The following is an 18,686-nucleotide window of genomic DNA, read 5'->3' on the forward strand; positions in this document are numbered from 1 at the left end:
CTCCGACGCTACGCGCGCCCTGGAACCGCGCACGGGGCTTGACCTCTCCCCCTCCGACACGCTCCGCTGGAGGTCACCGACCGACCCGGACCGACCGACCCGAGGAGCCCCGCGATGCCCACCGACGACGAGAAGCGGACGACCCGCGACGAGTTCCACGACGCCGTGAACATGACCGCGAAGGAGCTCGAGGAGTGGCTCGGCACCGACGAGTCGAAGGAGGTCGGCCAGAAGCCGGAGGGCGGCGGCGAGTCCGTCGGCCACGAGAGCGGGCGCCGCATCGTCGACCTGCTCGGCACGAAGCAGGCCGACCTGAGCGACGACGACTACGCCCACATGACGAAGGTCGTCGGCTACGTGCACCGGCACGCGAAGCAGCGTCCCTCGGGCGATGTCACCGAGACGAAGTGGCGCTACTCCCTGATGAACTGGGGCAACGACCCGCTGAAGGGCTGACCCGGTCCGAGAGCTGCGCTCAGCACATCCCGAAGAGGTTGCAGAGGGCGCCGCGGTCCTGGATCGACTCCATGCCGCCCGGCTTCTGCACCTTCGGCAGCTCGTAGGAGGCGGCGACCGTCTGCACGCCGGCGGACGAGGCGGCCTGCACGGGAGCGGCGGCAGGAGCAGCGGCGGGAGCGAGAACGGCTCCGAGGGCGAGTGCGGCGGCGGCGAGGATCGGGGCCATGGTCGTTCTCCTGTGATCGAGGGGTGCGATCGGCTCGACCGCTCCACCAGCATGGCGACGCCCCGTCGCACCGCTCCTGTACGAAAGACCAGTCCGCCCTTGTACGGAAGGCCGACGGGGCTCGGAGAAGGCTTCGGTACCCTGGTCCCGTGGTGGGGACGACGCGGTGGACGAACGACGTGCGGACGCTGCCCGGCGGCTGGATCACCCGGTCCCTCCTCCTCGGCTCCTTCACGCTCCTCGTCGTCATCGACCTGATGGGCGGCAGCGTCGACCTCACGTCGGTCCGCGGCTGGATCGAGCTGGCGCTCCCCTACCTGCCGCTCCTGGCGCTGCTCGCCGGCGCGATCCCCGCGGCGGTCTCGCTCTACCTCGTCTACGCCGTCGTCCTGATGCTCGGCGCCCCGCCGCTGCTGCTCGCGGCGCTGATCTTCCCGACCATCGTGGTGGTCGGCTTCGTCACCTTCCTCCTCCCCTGGCGCGCGGGGCTCGTCTTCGTGCTCGGCACCCTCGTCCTCCTGCCCGCGGTGCTGCTCGTCGACCGCGCCATGGGCACGGCCGTCTACGTCCTGGGCGCGTTCGTCCTCTTCGGCGGCACCGCCGGGCTGGGCCTGAACGCCTTCCGGGGCCGCAGCGAGCGGAGCGAGCGCCGGGCCGACCGCATCCAGGAGGAGCAGGCGCGGATCCGCAACGAGGAGCGGACCCGGCTCGCGCACGAGCTGCACGACATCGTCGCGCACGAGGTGACCATCATCGCCATGCAGGCCCGCCGCGCGACCTCGGTCGAGGACCCGGCCAAGACCGAGCGCATCCTCGAGAGCATCGGCGACGCGGCGCAGCAGGCGCTGCAGGATCTGCGGAGCCTCGTGACGCTCCTCCAGGACGAGGACGAGGACGAGGCAGGCGCTCCCGCCCGCGGCGACTCCGACCTGCTCGGGACCCCGGAGGTCTCGGGCGCCACGACCACCGCCGTCGGCTTCGTCCACGACGTGCGGAACGTCGCCGACGCGATCGAGCGCGCGGGCTTCCGAGTCCGCCTCGACGTGGCGGGCTCCGTGGCGCAGGTGCCCGCGAGCCTCCGCCAGGTGCTGCGGCGCACGGTCCGGGAGCTGGGCACGAACGTGCTCAAGCACGGCGACACCGCCGGTGAGGTGCAGCTCCGGCTCGAGGTGTCGGGGGGCGAGGTGCAGCTGAGCTCCTCCAACGCGATCGCCTCCGCGGCTCCGATCGTCTCCTCGCACCTCGGGATCGAGGCGATGTCGGCCCGCTGCGCCGTCTTCGGCGGGCGGCTGGATGCGGGAGCCCGCGGCGGCCGCTGGACTACGACCATGACCATCCCCCTCGAGGGCCGGGCGTCCGGTGCGCTCGTCGCGGGGGCGACCGACGAAGGACGAGAGCGATGACCCGCGTGCTGCTGGTGGACGACGAATCGATGACCCGCGAGATCCTCCGCGACTACCTCTCGCAGGACCCGGCGATCGAGGTGGTGGGCGAGGCCTCCGACGGGAGGATCGCGGTGCAGCAGGCGGCGACGCTCCAGCCCGACCTGATCCTGATGGACATGCAGATGCCGGTCATGAACGGCGTCGCTGCGACCGAGCGGATCCACGCCGAGCACCCGGGCATCGCGATCCTCGGGCTCAGCACGTTCACCACGGACCGCTACGTCGTCGACCTGCTCCGCGCGGGCGCCTCCGGCTACCTGGTCAAGGACACGAAGCCGCGGGAGATCATCGCGGCGGTGCACGCGGTGCTCGCGGGCGAGTCCGTGCTCTCCGCCGAGGTCACGCGCCACGTGGTGAAGGGGCTCGAGGAGTCGGTGCCGGCGGAGACGGTGCCGGACCCCGATCTGCTCGAGGCGCTCACCGAGAAGGAGCTCGAGGTGATCCGCCTGCTCGCCCGCGGGATGAGCAACCGCGAGATGGCGCAGGAGCTGTTCGTCACCGAGTCGACCGTGAAGGCGCGGTTCGTGAAGGTGATGGAGAAGCTGGGCGTGCGCGACCGGGTGCAGATCCTGGTCTCGGCGATCGAGCACGGGCTCGTCGACCTGGGGACGCGTCCCGGCCGGAGCTGATCGAGCCCGCCGGATTCAGCCCCAGCCGACCACGTCGGCGACGGGCCGCACGAGCCCCGCGACCGCCCGCTCGAGCGCACTCTCGTCGACCGCGGCGAGCGCCGACTCCGGATCGAGCACCAGGGCGCCGCCCCAGCCCATCACCTCGTACTCCACCAGGGTGCGCGCGAGCGTCTCGGGCGACCGCCAGGCGCGGAGGAGGTTCGCCCGCGCGAACGCGTGCGCGGCGCGTGCTCCCTCCCCGTGCGCGGCGCGGCCGTCGAGGACGGTGCGCAGCACGGTCTCGAGGGTCGGGATGCCCTGGCCGGCCGGGGAGACGACCTGCCAGGTGAGGGAGGGGCGGCTCGAGCGCAGGCCCCGCGCGACCTGGGCGACCGCATCGCCGCCGGCGGAGCGCAGTGCGGCGGGGACGAGCGGTTCGGCCCCCGCGGTGAGGCGGCACAGCGCCAGGAATGTCGCGGCGTGGCCGACCTCGCCGGACGGGTCCGCGCCGGTGACGATCGTGCTCTCGTAGCCCTGCTCGCGGGACTGGTGCAGAGCGCTCGGCAGCGGAGCCGCGGCGGGCACGGAGACGGGCCGGGACGTCTCGCAGACGGCGCGTTCGGGCCCGACCACGGCGAGCACCGGATCCCCGGCTCCCTGGGCGCGCTCGAGCGTCAGGGCGGTCCAGGCCGCGGCGCCCTCCGGAGGGAGCACCGCGGTGAGGCTCTGCGCCCCGGCCGTCGCCGTCCACGCGAGCGAGACCGCTCCCGGGGGAACGGCCGAGCGGAGGCGGGCAGCGCGGTCGGGCCCGTCGTCTCCGGCCGGGTCGCGCCAGCCGAGGGCGACGACGGCGAAGCGGGAGCGCTCGTCGACGACGGCGAGCGGGGGTGCGGCGGTCATGGGCTCCTCCTTCCGGGACGGGTGGAGGCGGCGGGAACGCCCAGTGCGGCGAAGGGCTGCTCGGCGAGGCGGGCCGCGGCGTCCGCGAGCAGCGGGCGCGGCGGCCGCGCGGCGAGGGAGTCGACGAGCTCGCCCGCGAAGCCGGGCGCACCGCGCAGCAGGGCATCCCGGGCGACGGTGCGGGCCAGACGCTCGTCGTCGTGCACCAGCCGCTCCGCACGCAGCACCGCGCGGTGCCGGGCGTGCTCGAGGGCGGAGTCGTCGCTCACCGCGAGGGCGCGGAGGCGGTGCCACGGATCGACGGGCACGGCGGTGTCGTCGACCAGCACGAAGAGGTCGTCGGCGACGGTGTCGCCCGGGCCGAAGAGTCCGGCGCTCGCGTCGAGTCCGGCCTGCGCAGCGAGCGCCTCGGCGGCGATCAGGTCGCCGAGCAGCTCGTCGGAGACGCGGGTCGACGGCGCGGCGGCGGTCGCGGCGAGCCGGCGGGCGGCGGGCTCGGCGCGGTACTCGGGGCGGGCCGTCCCAGGTGGGACGGCGACCGGTCCTGCCGCGCGATCGGGCGTCTCCGCGAGGGCCGCGACCAGGCGGTCCAGGAGCCGGGCGGGGTCGTCGGCCGTGACGCCGACCAGCACGGAGCCGGCCGGGCGGTAGTGGCGCCTGTGCAGCGCGCGCAGGACGGGCTCGGTCGCGCGGCCCTCGAGGTCGAGGTCGCCGCTGCCGTCGTGCGCGTTCGGGGCGTCGGCCCAGTAGCGGGCGGTCAGGTGCGGCCACGGCAGCACGCCGCCCGGAGCGGGGGCGAGGCGCGCGGCCCGCTCAGAGGCGACCGCGCGGATCTGCTCCGCGATCTGCTCCGGCCGGAAGGCGGGGCGGAAGACCTGCTCGACGAGCCGCTCCGCGATCACGGCGGCCGACCCGGGAGAACCCGTCTCGAAGAACTCGGAGTAGTCGAGGTGCGTGTGACCGCCGAGGACGCCGCCGCTCTCGGCGACGCGGGTCTGCCGGACGAGACCGGCGACCCCCTCACTGTCCTGGTAGACGAGGTGCTCGATCAGGTGCAGCATCCCCTCCTCGCCGTCGCGCTCGTGGCGCATGCCGGCGGGCACGGCGAGGGCGACCGAGTCGTTGCGGACCTCCGGCCGGTGCACGACGAGCGCGCGGGCGCCGGAGGGCAGGGCGGCGGACAGGGTCGGGACGTCGCGGGCGCTCATTCCGCCCGCTCCCCCAGCTGTGCGGCGGACAGGCGCAGCAGCAGCCGCGCCTGATCGCTGCTGGCGCCCCCGGAGCGGTGCCAGTCGACGGCGTGCTGGGCCAGCCGGAACGCGGTGCCGACGCGCAGCAGCTCGGCGTCGTGGTCCTCCTCGAGCGAGAGTCCGCGGCGGAGCGCGTCGAGGGCCGGGCGGAGCGCGGGGTGGAAGGCGTGCAGCTCTGCGAGCTCCCCGAGCACCCAGGCGGCGTCCCAGACCGGGTCGGCGAGCCCGACGTCCTCGCCCGTGAGCAGAGCGACGCGGGTCCCGTCGACGACGAGGTGGGCGAGGCCGGGGTGGCCGTGGACCACGACCGCGGCCGGCGAGGCGACGACCGCCTCCGCCCAGTCGGCGAGCTCGAGGAGACCGCCGGCGCCGAGCTCCTCGGCGGCGGGCGCCCAGCCACCGGCGAGCCAGCCGCGGGCGCGCTGCAGCGGACGCGGAGGGAGCGGCTCCCCGGCGGGCCGGGCGCCGTGGAGCGCGTCCAGCGCGCCCTTCCACTCGCGGCCGACGGAGACGAGCGCCTCCTCCGACAGCTCGTGGAGGAGCGCGGGCAGCAGGGCGCGGGCGGTGGTGCGGTAGCGGCGGATCGACGGGTCGGCGCCTCCCGGCACGATCCGGGGATCGGGCGCTGCGAGGCGGACGGGCACCGGCGAGAACGGCAGCGGCGCCTGCTCTCCGAGGCGGCGGGTCCAGACGGTGGTCCCGTCGGGTCCGGCCGAGAGCTCGGTGACGAGCAGCCCGGTGACGAGGGCCCGCGGAGGGGCAGTGGTGCTCACGCCGACCTCGCCTCCTCCGCGGCAGCCGGTGCCGTGCGCAGCGACTCCAGGTGGCGCAGCACCGCGGGGAACGCGGGCGGCACCCAGGCGAGCGCCGTGTCGCTGGACTCGCTCGGCCCGGGCACGGGGTCGATGACGGTGAAGTTGGCCGGCTCGCGCAGCAGAGCGAGGGTGGACTCGACGACCGGGTTGCCGAGCGCCCGCGGCGGGAGCGACGGAGCGATGCACACCGGCGCCTCCGTCGTGAGGGCCGCGAGCAGCGATGGGGAGTCGGTGATGCCGTGCGCGAGGCGCGAGGCGTAGTCGAGGGTGGCCGGGTAGATCAGGATGAGGTCGGCCCACTCGGCGAGGTCGACGTGGGCGACGACGATCTCGTCGTCCCAGCGGTCGTCCTGGATCCGGCCGCGCAGTCGCGACTCCAGGTTGTGCCGGGTGGTGAAGCGGTAGGCCGAGTCGCGGACGAGCACGCGGAACTCGGTCGCCGGAGCGGCGGCGCGCGCCCACTGGATCCAGTAGGGCATGACCTGGGTCATGGCGGAGCCGGTCAGGACGAGGGCCACCCGGGAGTAGCCGAAGCGGCCGAGCGAGAGGTCGGAGAGTGCGGCGCTCTGCGCACCGGGCGGGGTGGTCATGGCGGTCTCCTCAGAGGGCGGCGGGCGGGAGGGCGGATCGGGTCACGGCCGGCGGTGAGGACGGCGGCGGACGGGCGGACCGTGCCCGCGGAAAGGGCGGACGGGGATGGGCGGACGGCGCGAGCGGACGGCACGCGCCCGGGAGGGGCCGGGGCGACGCGGTCGAGGACCGGTCGCCCCGTGCCCGTCAGCACCCTGCGGTGAGGGTGACGCCGATGATGACGCCGGCGCAGAACGGGGTGGTGGCGGGCGCCTCGGAGGCGGCGTCGGTGCCGATCTCGTCGGCGGCGGTGAAGGTGTCGTGGGCGGTGGCGAGCTCGGCGAGGTCGGCGGGCTGGACGGTCTGGGCGGTGATGGTCGACATGGTGTTCTCCTTGGATGAGTGGTGGCGGCGGATCCGCCGGGTCGTGCGGGGAGTGGTGCGGGTGGTCCGGCCGGAGGGCCGGGGAGCGGGTGCTGCGGGAGCACCCGGGCGGGAGGAGGGCCGGGTCAGCAGCCCGCGCCGAGGGTGGCGCCGACGATGATGCCGACGCACAGGGGCGTGGTGGCGGGCGCCTCGGTCGCGGCGTCCGAGCCGAGCTCGTCGACGGTGGCGAAGGTGTCATGCGCTCCCGCGAGGGCGGTGAGGTCGGCGGACTGGGCGTCGGTGGAGATGGTGGTCATGATGTGTCCCTTTCGTGGAGTACCTCGGGCTGAGGTGGTGGTCCCCTCGGGATCGAGGGGAGGTTCGTGGGGCCCTAGCGGGCGGTGAGTCCCGGGCGGTCCGGGTCGATGCGCGCGGCGCGGGCGGCGTCGGCCCAGGCGTCGGCGGCGGGGATCGTCTCGGCCGAGGAGCGCAGGAGCGCTTCGGCGAGGACGCGGGAGCGGTGCTGGCCGAAGCTCAGTCCGCGGTAGGAGGAGCGCTCGTCGGCCGGGTCCTCGGCGTAGGCGAGGCCGTCGGCGAGCCTCTCGGCGAAGGCCGAGACGGCGGTGCGGGGCGAGGGCCGGGCATCGAGCAGCGGAGTGATCCTCCGGGCGACGTCGTCGGCGGAGTCGGCGGGCAGGTAGACGACGAGGGCGTCGGAGCGGGGGAAGGCCCGCGGGTCCGAGAGCGCCTTGGCCTGGTGGCGGGCTCCGGAGGCGGCGAGCGCCTCCAGGAGCGGGCCCCACAGGGCGAGCGCGTCCTCCGCCGAGTCGGCGACGAGCGAGAGGCGCACGACCCGGTCGGCGGGATCGAGTCCCATCGGGCCGAGGGCGAGGAGGTAGCCGGGAGTGGTGCGGGTGCGCCAGCTCGGCAGCCGGACGCCGGCGACGGCCCCGTCGGCGGAGCGGACGAGATCGACCTCGGGCACGAGGACCCGGACGCGGCCCAGCTCGACGACCCGGCGCTCCTCCCCCTGCACAGTGGCGGAGCCGAGCACCCCGGAGGGAGCGGGCTGCAGGACCGTGCGGTGCGGGATCGCGTCGATCAGCCGGGGGGCGAGGTCCTGGCCGTCGCCTCCGGCGGTCTCGCCGAGCAGCGGGTTCCGGAGGTGCAGGTGGGTGTAGACGGTGGCGGCGAGTCGGGCCCGCAGCTCGATCGGCCCGGTGGCCTCGATCACGGTCCCGTCGACCTCGGCCCGCAGCCGGGCGGCGTCGACGCTGATCACGGCCTCGCCGAGGACGGAGCGGGTGGTGAGGGCGGTCATCGCGGGCTCCTGTCGAATCCGAGGGCGGTGGAGTAGGCGGAGGGGGCGAGCAGGACGCGGCGGCCGATGCCGGCGGCGGCCCGCTCGATCCCGGGGAGGCGGGAGACCATCGAGGCCCGGGCGAGGGTGCGGTCGACGAGGTGCCAGCCCAGGTGGGCGGTGGCGCGGACGGCGAGGGCGTCGTCCGCGCCGGCGGTCTCGGCGGCGTAGGCGAGCCACATCCGCCGGATCCTCGGGACCAGTGCCGCCATCCGCTCCGCGATGCGGGCGTCCGCGGCCGCGGTGTCGAAGGCGAGGGGAGGAGCGGAGGCGCCCTCCCGGGTGGTCACGGTGTCGAGCACCGCGCGGTGGATCCACTCCCCCGCCAGCGTGCCGAGGTCGCGGGCCGGATCCCCGATCCCGAACTCCTCCCAGTCGAGCAGCTGGAGGCGCCCGTCGCGGAGGTGGAACTGGTCGAGGCGGAGGTCGCCGTGGATCGGGGCCGTGCGGTTGCCGCTCTCCCACTCGCGGAGATCCTCCGTGGCCGAGACGAGCTGCTCGTCGTGCTGCAGGTCGCCCCAGAAGGCGAGCTCGGCGAGGGTGAGGTCGACGTAGCGGGTGTGCGGGATGCCGACGCGCAGCATCTCGACGGGAGGGCTGGGGTGCGAGGTCGCGGTGAGGCCCGCCACCGGGCCGGCGTGCAGCCGGGCCAGGAGCCGGCCGGCCTGTTCGGGGAAGTCCGCGGGGACGCGCTCCTCCACGAGCAGGAGGGCCAGGCTGGTGCCGGGGCAGTGCTCGAACACCAGCAGGGAGTCGTCCTCGTCGGCCGCCAGCAGGCGGGGTCCGGCCGGGGCGTGCTCGGGGCTCCGGGCGGCGAAGCCGGCGAAGTCCCTGGAGCGGCGGAAGGCCGCGGGGCCCGCCGTCCGGGGCGAGACGTGCTTGACGAAGACGCGGGCGCCGTCGTCGAGGGTCATCGTCCACGACGCGTTCCGGCCGGCGAAGGCGGGGCGGTCGATCGCGGCGACGCGGTGGCGTCCGCCGCCGAGCAGCCGCTCGGTCGAGGCCGCCGCCCGGAGGGCCGCCGGATCCGCGGGGCGGTGCCCAGGGGTCGCGGGGCGGAGCCCGGGAGTCGCGAGGAGAGTCACGATCGTGTCCTTCGGTCGGTCGAGCGGATCAGAAGAGGTAGGTGACGACGAGGTAGGCGCCGCCCGCTCCCCCGACGAGGAGGGCGGTGTTGACGAGCAGCTTCTTGAGGGGCGAGGGGCGGGTCGAGGCGGTGCGCGAGGTGGTCATGGTGGTGTCCTTCCGAGGGGTGGTGGTGGTGGATATCGGGAGCCGGGCCTAGGAGGCGTCGGCGGCCTTGAGGGAGGCGCGGAGCGAGACGCGGGAGCCGGTGCGGAGCGCGTTGTTGCGGTAGATGCGGACGACCAGGCGGAACAGCAGCGGCACCGTGATCGCGGCGACGACGGCGGCGATCACCATCTCGGGGGTGCCGACCGAGTCGAGGCCGAAGCGCATCGGCATCAGGTAGGAGGAGAAGAGGGGGACGAAGGAGAGCGCGTGCACCCAGGCCTCGTCGAGGTTCGCCGGCACCACGTAGAGCGCGATGATCAGCAGCGCCATCTGCACGACGGAGAGCGGCATGGCGGCGGTGCCCAGGTCCTCCTGCCTCGACACGGTCGAGGCGAGCAGGGTGCTGAGGAGCGCGAAGAGCACGTAGCCCTGCAGGAACCAGACGAGGAACCAGACCAGGCTCGGGCCGAGCTCGATCTCGAGGACCGACCACCCGCCGACCACGCTGAACCCGCCGACGACGGCGCCGCCGATCACGAGCAGCTGGGCCAGGGTCACCAGGCCGACGCCGATCATCTTCCCGGCGAGCAGCGGGGCGACGCCGATCTTCGTCAGCAGGATCTCGACGATCCGGGACGACTTCTCCTCGACCACCCCCGAGGCCAGACTCGACGAGGAGTAGACCATCGCGGCGAGCAGGGCGCTGATCATCGCGGTCGCGAACAGGATCCGGGTGTCGAGGACCACGGTCCCCGCCTCCCTCGTCGCGTCGACCAGGAACCAGCCGCCGATCCCGGCGCCGAGGCCGGCGATCGCGGCCAGCGCGAGGGTCGCGGTGAGGATCGTGCGGTTCCCGGTGCGGGTCAGGATCTCGCGGCGGACGATCGTCGCGGCTCCCCGGGCCGGCGTCGGAGGAGCGGAGCTCTCGGCGGTCCGGGCGTGGGCGGCGCGGGGGTGCGTGGTGGTCATCGTCCTGCTCCTTGGATCTCGAGGCGGCGCTCGGCCGCAGGGGTGGTGGCGGCGGTGAGCCGCTCGGACAGCAGCTCGGTCAGCGAGCGCTGCGCGGTGCGGATGCTCCGGAGGCCGCCGTGGCGGGTGAGGGTCGCGAGCACCTGCTCGGGGACGTCCCGGCCGCTGCCCTCGATCGAGACGAGCAGCGACTCCGGCTCACCGGGGACCGGCTCGGCCGACAGTCCCGGTGTGACGCCGAGCTCGGCGACGAGCAGGTCGTCCAGGGGGCGGGAGAACTGCAGCTGCCAGCGGCTGCGGCCGTCGTCCTGCAGCTCGGCCACCGCTCCGCTCGCGGTCACGCGGCCGGAGTCGAGCACGCAGACGGTGTCGCAGAGGCGCTCGACCAGGTCGAGCTGGTGGGAGGAGAAGAGCACGCCGACGCCGCGGGCGGACTGCTGCCGGATCAGGCCGGCCATCGTCTCCACGGCGACCGGGTCGAGCCCCGAGAAGGGCTCGTCCAGAACCAGGAGCGACGGATCGCCCACCAGGGACACGGCCAGCTGCACGCGCTGCTGGTTGCCGAGCGAGAGGTCCTGCACCAGGGTGTCGGCCCGCTCGGCCAGGCCCAGCGCGTCGATCACCTCCTCGGCGGTCTCACGGGCTCCCCGGGCGTCGTGCCCCTCGAGCAGAGCGAAGTGGATCACCTGCTCGCGGACCCGCATCTGCGGGTAGAGGCCGCGCTCCTCCGGCATGTAGCCGATCGAGCGGCGGTCCTCGGCGGTGATCGGCGCGCCGTCCCAGGTGATGGTCCCCGTGTCGGGGGTGAGCAGGCCCAGGATCAGCCGCATCGTCGTGGTCTTGCCGGCGCCGTTGCCGCCGATGAAGCCGACGATCTCGCCGCGGCCCACGGACAGGTCCACGTCGTGCAGGACCCGGTGGCCGCCGAATGCACGGCTCACGCCGCTGAGCTGAAGCCCTCGCATGTCATCTCCTCGAAGTCGTTTCTCTTGACTCCTCAGACGCTACGGACGCTCTCGCGACGGGCTCCTGTACTTCGGTACAGCGCCGAGGTGGCCGAAAGTGCAGGTCCCGGATCACCGGACGTGCAGGTCCCGAGGCGGCCGCGCGTGCAGGTCCGGGGCGGCTCGGGTGCGGGCCGCCGGCGTCCCGAGCACGACGGACGCCCCCGTGCTCGTCCGGTCGGCGACCGGAGCGCACAGGGGCGTCCGTGGAGGAGGAGGGGCGGGGTCAGGCCGTCGCGCAGCTCCCGTCGACCTCGCCGATGACGCCGTCCGTCACCGACACGACCGCGCAGTTCGGGTAGCCCCGCTGCGGCCGGTGCGCGGGGTCGAGCGCGCGGAGGATGCTCCCCAGCACCGCTCCATGGGTCACGACCAGCACGTCCCCGTGCTCCGCCGCCGGCGCGAACCGCGCGATCGCGGCCTCCACGCGGGCGCGCACGGTGGCACCGCTGTCGGCCCGGCCGGAGGGGTCGTGGCGGTGGATCGCGTCGAGCACCGAGTCGAGCCCGGCGTCGGTCATCCGCGGCCAGTCGGCGGAGGAGGGCACGTAGGAGTAGCCGTGGTCGGCGAACACCGGCTCCCAGAGCGAGGCGTTCGGCTGCCCCTCGAAGGCGCCGAAGTGCCACTCGCGGAGCTCGACCATCGGCTCGGCCTCGAGCGACGGGTGCCCGGCGAGCGCCGCCGCCGCCGTGGTGCGGGTGCGGGTGAGGTCGCTCGTGAACGCCGCGACGAGCGGCACGTCGCGCATCCGCTCTCCGAGGGCCGCCGCCTGGCGCTCGCCGCGCTCGGTCAGGGGCGAGTCGCACCAGCCCTGCAGCTGGCCGGCGACGTTGAAGAGGGTCTCGGCGTGGCGGACGAGGTGGATCGTGCCGCTCACGGGCGCTCGCTCGCGGGCGTCGTCGGGCGGGCGGGGGTGGTGCGGTGCATGCGGTTCTCCGGGGTCAGCGCGCTACTCCGGAGCGGCGCGCGCGATGTGGAGGGCCAGGAAGGCGACCTCCTCGTTGGGCAGGGCGGCCTGGTACTCGGCCGCCACGAAGGAGCGGACCCGCTCGGCGGAGGCGATCGCGCGCGGGTAGCGGGCGCTGAGGCTGGTGAAGAGGAAGTCGTCCTCGCTCTCGAGCAGGCCGCCCGAGAAGAAGCGCTCGGCGAAGTACTGCAGGTGCGCCACGAAGCGGGCGGAGCGGAGGTCGTCGCGGTCGAGCGCGGCTCCGCTGGAGTGCTGGATGATCGCGGTCACCGAGCGGATGAGCTGCACGATCCGGAGCGAGTCGATCCCGACCTTGCCGAGCTCCGCGTTGGCGAGGTGGAACGCGACGTTCGCGGCCTCGTCGGCGGGCAGCTCCACGTCCAGGCGCTCGCGCATCCGCTCGACCGCCCGCTCCCCCACCGCGTACTGCACGGGGTAGACCGTCCGCATCTCCCAGGCCAGCCGGTTGGCGACCGAGAGCCCGCGCCGCTGCCGCTCCACCGCGAAGTGCAGGTGGTCGGTGAGCGCGAGGTACACGTGCGGGTCGAGCTTCAGCCCCTGCTCCTCCGCGTCGGCGACGACCGCGCGGGTGAGCTCGACGAACTCCGGCGGGATCTGCGCCAGGAGCTCGACGAGGTTGCGCTGATCCGAGTCGTCCAGCGCCACGAACACCTGGTCGACGCTCGAGGGCTCGATCGCCTCGCCGGCCTTCGCTCCGAAGCCGATCCCCCTGCCCAGGAGCACGCGCTCGACGCCGCGCTCGTCGACGACGAGGACGACGCTCGAGTTGAGCACCTTCTTGATGGTCTGCATGCGTGTCTCCGTCGACGGCCGCGTCAGGGCTGGGGTGGGGGTGGCGGGGCCTCTGCCCGGAGAGCCGGACGGCGCCTCCGGGCAGAGGAGGATCATCCCAGATCCGCGCCGTTGGAGGCGATGACCTTCTGGTACCAGAAGAACGAGTCCTTCCGGTAGCGCTCGGTGCTGCCGTGGCCGAGGTCGTCCATGTCGACGTAGACGAACCCGTAGCGCTTCGAGATCTGCGAGCTGGAGGCGCTGATCAGGTCGATCGGTGCCCAGCTCACGTAGCCGAGCAGCTCCACGCCCTCGTCCACCGCCTGGATCATCTGCTCGAAGTGCGCGCGGAAGTAGTCGATCCGGTACGGGTCGTGGACCCGGCCGTCCTCGGTCAGCTCGTCGCGCATACCGAGCCCGTTCTCGACGATGAACAGCGGCTTGCCGTAGCGGTCGTAGAGGTCGATCAGCGAGATCCGCAGCCCGACGGGGTCGATCTGCCAGCCCCACTCGCTCGACTCGAGGAACGGGTTCTTGACGCCGAGGACCGTGTTGCCGGGTGTGCGCTCGGCGTCCGGGCGCACGGACTCCGTCATCGACATGTAGTAGCTGAACGAGATGAAGTCGACCGGGTGCTCGCGCAGCAGCTCGACGTCGCCCGCCTCGAACGGGATCTCGACCCCGCGGCTCTCGAGCGCCCGCAGCGCCAGGCGCGGGTAGGCGCCGCCCGCCTGGACGTCGGTGCAGAGGTAGAGCATCCGCTCCTTCGCCTGCGTCGCCGCGACGTCGTCGGGGTGGCAGGTGTTGGGGTAGGTCGTCAGCATCGTGAGCATGCAGCCCATCCGCGACTCGGGCCACAGCTCCTTCAGCGTCCTCGTGACCGAGGCGGAGGCGACGAACTGGTGGTGCAGGGCCGTGTAGCAGGCCTGCTCCACGCTGCCCTCGACGGTCTCCTCAATGATGCCGCCCGAGGTGAACGGGTGGCGGATGATGCCGTCGATCTCGTTGAAGGTCAGCCACATGTCGACGAGGTGGCCGAAGCGCTCGAAGCAGGTCCGGGCGAAGCGCTCGAACAGCCCGATCGTGCGGCGGTCGACCCAGCCGTTGTGCTTCAGCGCGAGCGCGAGCGGCGGGTCGTAGTGCGAGAGCGTGACCAGCGGCTCGATCCCGAGGCGCCGCATCTCGGTGAAGAGGGCGAGGTAGTAGGCGATGCCCTCCTCGAGCGGCTCCGCCTCCTCCCCCGTCGGGTAGAGGCGGGTCCAGGCGATCGAGACGCGGAGGGTGGTGAAGCCCATCTCGGCGAACAGCGCGAGGTCGCCGGGGTAGCGGTGGTAGAAGTCGATGCCGCGGCGCTTGGGGTAGTACTCGGTGTCGTCGTCGGACATCGCCGCCGTGATGCTCTCCACCGTGTTGCGGTGGTGGATCGCGTACTCCTTCGGGTCCGCCTTCGGCTTGTAGGAGGCGACGTCGCTGACCGCCGGGCCGCGCCCGCCCTCGCGCCACGCGCCCTCGACCTGGTTGGCGGCGAGGGCGCCGCCCCATCGGAATCCGTCAGGAAGCGCCATCGGCGAGCTCCTTCTCTCTCTGCGTCACGGTCATGATCCGGTCGCCGGCGGTGATCCGCTCGGCGGCCTCGACGAGCACGGTGTACTCGGCGGAGTTGGTCACGAGCACCGGGGTCGTGGTGTCGTAGCCGGCCGCGGTGATCGCGGCCAGGTCGGCGGTGAGGAGGAGCTGCCCGGCCTCGACCCGGTCGCCGACCGCGACGTGCGCCTCGAACGGCGCGCCGTCCAGCTGCACCGTGTCGATGCCGACGTGGATGAGCACCTCGACGCCGTCCGCGCGGCGGAGCCCCACGGCGTGGCGGGAGGAGAGCAGCGCGATGACCTCGCCCGCGAACGGCGCCCGGACGGCTCCGTCGGTGGGGCGGATCGCCAGCCCCTCGCCGAGTACGCCGGCCGAGAACACGGGGTCCGGCACCTCCGAGAGGGGGATGACGGAGCCGGTGAGCGGCGCCTGCAGCGCGAGCGGGCTCCCGGCGTCGGCCGCCACGTCGCCGAGCGCCTGGACGCTGGCGGAGGCGTCGTCGCGCCAGATGACGAAGGAGACCACGAACGAGACGGCGACCGAGATCAGCAGGCCGATCACGGCGTTGAGCAGGTTCCAGGGGTTCAGCCCGTCGATGAACATCGAGATGCTCGCGACGCCGGGGCTGACCAGCGCGAACGCGGCGACCTGCGTGGCGCCGATGTAGGCGCCCCCGACGACGCTGCCCGTGATGACGGAGACCAGGGCGCGCTTGTTCTGCAGCGTGACGCCGTAGAGCGCCGGCTCGGTGATCCCGAAGAGGGCCGAGAGGCCGCCCGAGAAGGCGGTGGCGCGGAGGGTCGCGCTCTTGGTGCGCAGGGCGATCGCGAGGCTGGAGCCCGCCTCCGCCGCGTTGTGGGCGAGCGAGGAGGCGAGGTAGAAGGTGTCCTTGCCCGCGCTGGCCATCGTCGCGATGGTCGGCGGGATGAACGCCTTGTGCATGCCGACCGAGATGATCAGCGGGAGCACGCCGGCCAGCAGCGCGACGGCCACCCAGCCGAGCGCCCCGTAGAGGCCGATCATCGCGCCGGTGAGCATCGAGCCGAGCCAGTAGCCGAGGGGGCCGAGCAGGAAGATCGTGGCCGGAGCGACGATCACCAGGCACATCAGCGGCACGTAGAACGTGCGGATCGGGCCCCACGAGTGCTTCGTGAAGAAGCGCTCGACGACCGAGAGCAGCAGCACGGCCAGGATGGCCGGGAACACCTGCGCGTTGTAGGCGATGACCGGCACCGGGATGCCGAAGAGGGCGACGCCGCCCTCCTGGTTGAGCAGCGTCGTGAACGCCGGGAAGACCAGGACGCCGACGAGCCCGAGCGCCAGCGGCCGGTTCACGTCCAGCTTCTTCGCGCTCGTGTAGGCGACGAGCAGCGGCAGGAAGCCGAACACCGCGTCCGGGATGGCGGACAGCAGCTTGAAGTTGTCGGAGGCCGGGTCGAGCCAGCCCAGCGCCGAGGCGAGGACGAGGAACGACTTGAAGATGCCGGCGCCCGCGATGGCCGGGATGATCGGCGTGAACACGCTGACCACGAAGTCCATGATCGTCGCGCCGAGGCGCTTGAGGGACCGCGGCTGCTTCGCCTGCTCCGCGGATGCGGTGGTGCCGCCGCGCAGCTTCTCGACCGCCGCGTACATCTCGCTGACGCCGCTGCCGACGATGACCTGCGTCTGCGGGCCGGTGACGACGCCGATCACGCCGGGCACCGCCTTCAACGCCTCGACGTCGGCCTTCGCGTCGTCCGCCAGCGCGAACCGCAGACGGGTCGAGCAGTGCTGCAGCTTCGCCACGTTGGCGGCGCCGCCGACGTGCTCGAGGATCGCCTTCGCGCTCTCCTGGGTACTCATCGGTACTCCTCCGGGTGTGGGGGGACGCGCGCTTCCCTGCGCTGTGCTGCCCGGCCGTCCGTCGCCGTCCCCGCCCCCTCCGGCACCGTCATCGGTGCTCCGGCGGAGCGTCAGGAGGCGTCCGGGCACAAAAAAAGGACCCGACGACGCTCATTACGCGTTTCGTCGGATCCTGCCTGCACGACCAGTCACATGTCCGAGAGCGAACGTAACACGGGGGTGGGTGGGGCGTCAAAGAGGGGGGGTGTACGGGTGAGCGCAATCATTCATCGGACCGACACGAGCCTTCGTCACTAAGAGCGGGACAACATCATTCTGCCGCGTCGGTGCGAGAGTAGTCGTCGACCTCATCCGGATGAGCATGGAGAAGAGCAAACAATGGCCAGGATCAGATCGCTGGAGCGCGGCGACCAGCGGGTCACCGTTCATCCGACCGAGGTCGACTGCACCTTCCAGGAGATCCAGTCCGATGACGGCCGGACTTACGTCCATCTGTCGACCTTCGGATCAGATGACCGCAAGTCCGGCCCCAAGAGCAGTCAGACCCTCCAGCTCGACGAGAAGATGGCGCGCGAACTCATCGAGGTCCTGATCACGGCATTCCACCTGGATTGAGTCGCGCACCGCGCAGGACCGCCTTGCGCCATTCGCTCTCCACATCTGCCGCTACCTCATCCGGATCCTGGTGCTCCCAGTAGCGGAGCACCTGCCATCCCGCTCCAGTCAGGCGCTCATCCGTGTCGCGGTCCCGCGCGGTGTTCGCCTGCAGCTTGGCCGTCCAGTAGCCGTCGTTCCGCTTCGGTTGCGTGGCATGCTCGGGGCAGCTGTGCCAGAAGCAGCCATCGATGAAGACCGCGATCCGACGAGCGGTGAAGACGACGTCTGCACGCCGCCGCAGTCCCGGCAGCGGAGCGTGATCGACCCTGTAGCGGAGCCCCCTGGCATGGAGTCGACGGCGCACCTCGAGCTCAGGACGGGTGTCCCTTCGCTTGTTGCCGAGCATGGACCGGCGGGAGCCGGGCGTGCTCGCCCACGACTCTGCCCCCACTCCGCGGTCCGGCCTCAGCTCAGGACGCTCGCGACAGAGCGGGGAAGGTTGGTGTGCGTCGTCTCGTAGTCCACCCCGAGGAATGACTTGAAGAGCGCGGAGAAGACGACCTCCGCCCCCTCCACCGGCACGGCCATGCCGATCTGGCGTCGCACGCTGTCCCTTCCCCCGACGAACTGGTACTGGTCCGGGAACGTCTGGAGTCGGGCGCGCTCGCGATTCGTCAGCGCTCGCGGCTCATCCCAGTGGTAGACGTGGGTACCGCCGCCGCCCGAACCAGTGACGGTGTACGAGGGCTTGTCCCTCTCGAGACGCTTGTAGATCTGGCTTATCGTCGCGCCTGTGACGTTGAGTCGGAGGTGCTCAGGGAGCTCCGCAGTGAACGCGCTCTGCCCCGGCTTGATGTGCGTGAGCCGCTCGATGACCCAGGGCTTCTGCTTGGCGAGCTCGTTCTGAGTCACGTCGGGGCCGATAGGCGGGTTCTCGAGCCGATTGCCCGCCGAGTTGTCGATGTGCGCATAGGGCTCCACCGCCGGGATGCGGAACTCGACGTCGAGGTCCCTCCGGATGCCCACGATGAGGATGCGGTGCCGGCGCTGGGGCACCCCGTACTGCTCGAACTTGTACAGGTGCGGAGTCAGGACGTATCCGCCCTGGTCCCCCGCTTCCTCCAGCTCGCGGAGGATCCGACGGAAGGAGTGGCCGTCGTTCGCGCCCTTCAGGTCGCCCACGTTCTCGGCGACGAACCAGGACGGCGAGTGCTCGTTCAGCACGTTCACGCCGTACTTGTAGAGCGGCCCGAAGCGCCCCATCATCCCCTTGCGCTCGCCGACACGGCTGAAGTCGTTGCACGGGAATCCGAAGGCGAAGCCGTCGATCGGGTCGAGCGCAGCGGTGTCGAGGGTGCGGACGTCGCCGTGGATCACGGACTCCCGGCTGGCGCCGGGGATGTTCAGACGGTAGGTCTCACAGGTGTCCGCGTCGTAGTCGTTGGCCCAGACGTGCTCGAGGCCAACATCGAGCCCCTGCGCAGCGCGATGCGCACCCAGTGCCATCCCGCCCGGTCCGCAGAAGAGCTCACCCATCTTGAAGTCCACGTGCTGCCTCTCGTTCGACCCCGACACAGTGTGCGGCTTGCCACTGACATGCGCAGAGCGGAGCAGCTGCGCACCGCCGCGCGAGCGTTCCCCGCTGAGCACGCGCGATGCCCCGTCGGGCCAGGAGCAGCTTACCGTTCCC

Annotated in this window: 21 protein-coding genes; 4 read left to right on the forward strand and 17 right to left on the reverse strand. The window is 72.7% G+C overall.

Features of this window, described 5'->3' with window-relative positions; all coding sequences use genetic code 11:
• Nucleotides 1-114: 114 nt before the first annotated feature.
• Nucleotides 115-456, forward strand: coding sequence for a DUF3140 domain-containing protein (locus tag C5C29_RS03055; protein ID WP_104246984.1), 342 nt, complete (start codon nt 115-117; stop codon nt 454-456).
• Between the two features lie 19 nt (nt 457-475).
• On the opposite strand, the gene C5C29_RS03060 is transcribed toward C5C29_RS03055, so the two are convergent.
• Nucleotides 476-685, reverse strand: a complete 210-nt coding sequence (locus tag C5C29_RS03060) for a hypothetical protein (protein ID WP_104225965.1) — start codon at nt 683-685, stop codon at nt 476-478.
• 149 nt (nt 686-834) lie between these two features.
• Between C5C29_RS03060 and C5C29_RS03065 the strand changes: the two genes are divergently transcribed.
• Both C5C29_RS03065 and C5C29_RS03070 read left to right on the forward strand, forming a co-directional pair.
• On the forward strand, nt 835-2,088 hold the full coding sequence (locus tag C5C29_RS03065; RefSeq protein ID WP_258069454.1) for a sensor histidine kinase: 1,254 nt from the start codon (nt 835-837) through the stop codon (nt 2,086-2,088).
• Complete coding sequence (locus C5C29_RS03070) at nt 2,085-2,759, forward strand: response regulator transcription factor (RefSeq protein WP_104225096.1); 675 nt, start codon at nt 2,085-2,087, stop codon at nt 2,757-2,759. Before C5C29_RS03065 ends, C5C29_RS03070 begins: the two co-directional genes overlap by 4 nt.
• Nucleotides 2,760-2,774: 15 nt before the next feature.
• On the opposite strand, the gene C5C29_RS03075 is transcribed toward C5C29_RS03070, so the two are convergent.
• The 14 genes from C5C29_RS03075 to C5C29_RS03130 form a co-directional block, all read right to left on the reverse strand.
• The gene (locus C5C29_RS03075) at nt 2,775-3,641 is read right to left on the reverse strand and encodes a hypothetical protein (protein WP_104307925.1); all 867 of its coding nucleotides are present in this window, start codon (nt 3,639-3,641) and stop codon (nt 2,775-2,777) included.
• A complete protein-coding gene (locus C5C29_RS03080; protein WP_104225098.1) occupies nt 3,638-4,849 on the reverse strand; it encodes a pitrilysin family protein in 1,212 nt (403 codons plus the stop codon). The genes C5C29_RS03075 and C5C29_RS03080 overlap by 4 nt, the downstream gene beginning before the upstream one ends.
• Entirely contained in the window at nt 4,846-5,664 is an 819-nt protein-coding gene (locus tag C5C29_RS03085; protein ID WP_104225099.1) for a hypothetical protein, read from the reverse strand. The genes C5C29_RS03080 and C5C29_RS03085 overlap by 4 nt, the downstream gene beginning before the upstream one ends.
• On the reverse strand, nt 5,661-6,296 hold the full coding sequence (locus C5C29_RS03090; protein ID WP_104225100.1) for a flavoprotein: 636 nt from the start codon (nt 6,294-6,296) through the stop codon (nt 5,661-5,663). Before C5C29_RS03090 ends, C5C29_RS03085 begins: the two co-directional genes overlap by 4 nt.
• Nucleotides 6,297-6,483: 187 nt before the next feature.
• Nucleotides 6,484-6,660, reverse strand: coding sequence for a hypothetical protein (locus C5C29_RS17005; RefSeq protein ID WP_181028725.1), 177 nt, complete (start codon nt 6,658-6,660; stop codon nt 6,484-6,486).
• Nucleotides 6,661-6,785: 125 nt separating this feature from the next.
• Nucleotides 6,786-6,959 (reverse strand): hypothetical protein, encoded by a 174-nt coding sequence (locus C5C29_RS17010; protein WP_181027122.1) that lies wholly within the window; start codon nt 6,957-6,959, stop codon nt 6,786-6,788.
• A 74-nt stretch (nt 6,960-7,033) separates the two neighbouring features.
• Entirely contained in the window at nt 7,034-7,963 is a 930-nt protein-coding gene (locus C5C29_RS17015) for a T3SS effector HopA1 family protein (RefSeq protein WP_181128722.1), read from the reverse strand.
• On the reverse strand, nt 7,960-9,087 hold the full coding sequence (lxmK, locus tag C5C29_RS03100; protein ID WP_258059357.1) for a class V lanthionine synthetase subunit LxmK: 1,128 nt from the start codon (nt 9,085-9,087) through the stop codon (nt 7,960-7,962). The genes C5C29_RS17015 and lxmK overlap by 4 nt, the downstream gene beginning before the upstream one ends.
• 196 nt (nt 9,088-9,283) lie before the next feature.
• Nucleotides 9,284-10,204, reverse strand: a complete 921-nt coding sequence (locus C5C29_RS03105; protein WP_104225970.1) for an ABC transporter permease — start codon at nt 10,202-10,204, stop codon at nt 9,284-9,286.
• The gene (locus tag C5C29_RS03110; RefSeq protein WP_258063493.1) at nt 10,201-11,145 is read right to left on the reverse strand and encodes an ABC transporter ATP-binding protein; all 945 of its coding nucleotides are present in this window, start codon (nt 11,143-11,145) and stop codon (nt 10,201-10,203) included. The genes C5C29_RS03105 and C5C29_RS03110 overlap by 4 nt, the downstream gene beginning before the upstream one ends.
• Before the next feature lie 289 nt (nt 11,146-11,434).
• Nucleotides 11,435-12,085 (reverse strand): histidine phosphatase family protein, encoded by a 651-nt coding sequence (locus C5C29_RS03115; protein ID WP_104307927.1) that lies wholly within the window; start codon nt 12,083-12,085, stop codon nt 11,435-11,437.
• A gap of 72 nt (nt 12,086-12,157) precedes the next feature.
• Nucleotides 12,158-12,988 (reverse strand): PRD domain-containing protein, encoded by an 831-nt coding sequence (locus tag C5C29_RS03120; protein WP_104225973.1) that lies wholly within the window; start codon nt 12,986-12,988, stop codon nt 12,158-12,160.
• A gap of 92 nt (nt 12,989-13,080) precedes the next feature.
• Nucleotides 13,081-14,532 (reverse strand): glycoside hydrolase family 1 protein, encoded by a 1,452-nt coding sequence (locus tag C5C29_RS03125; RefSeq protein WP_104256263.1) that lies wholly within the window; start codon nt 14,530-14,532, stop codon nt 13,081-13,083.
• Nucleotides 14,519-16,399 carry a beta-glucoside-specific PTS transporter subunit IIABC gene (locus tag C5C29_RS03130; protein ID WP_104307928.1) on the reverse strand — a complete coding sequence of 627 codons (1,881 nt, stop codon included), beginning with the start codon at nt 16,397-16,399 and terminating at the stop codon, nt 14,519-14,521. The genes C5C29_RS03125 and C5C29_RS03130 overlap by 14 nt, the downstream gene beginning before the upstream one ends.
• A gap of 378 nt (nt 16,400-16,777) precedes the next feature.
• On the opposite strand from C5C29_RS03130, the gene C5C29_RS03135 reads away from it, so the two are divergent.
• Nucleotides 16,778-17,014, forward strand: coding sequence for a hypothetical protein (locus C5C29_RS03135; protein ID WP_104224060.1), 237 nt, complete (start codon nt 16,778-16,780; stop codon nt 17,012-17,014).
• Here the strand turns inward: C5C29_RS03135 and C5C29_RS03140 are convergent.
• Nucleotides 16,992-17,402 (reverse strand): very short patch repair endonuclease, encoded by a 411-nt coding sequence (locus C5C29_RS03140; protein ID WP_104224061.1) that lies wholly within the window; start codon nt 17,400-17,402, stop codon nt 16,992-16,994. The two genes, C5C29_RS03135 and C5C29_RS03140, sit on opposite strands and share 23 nt — an antisense overlap.
• Before the next feature lie 59 nt (nt 17,403-17,461).
• A complete protein-coding gene (locus C5C29_RS03145) occupies nt 17,462-18,544 on the reverse strand; it encodes a DNA cytosine methyltransferase (RefSeq protein WP_104224062.1) in 1,083 nt (360 codons plus the stop codon).
• Nucleotides 18,545-18,686: the final 142 nt, after the last annotated feature.

The organism is Rathayibacter sp. AY1H2, assembly GCF_002931985.1.
Classification (GTDB): domain Bacteria; phylum Actinomycetota; class Actinomycetes; order Actinomycetales; family Microbacteriaceae; genus Rathayibacter.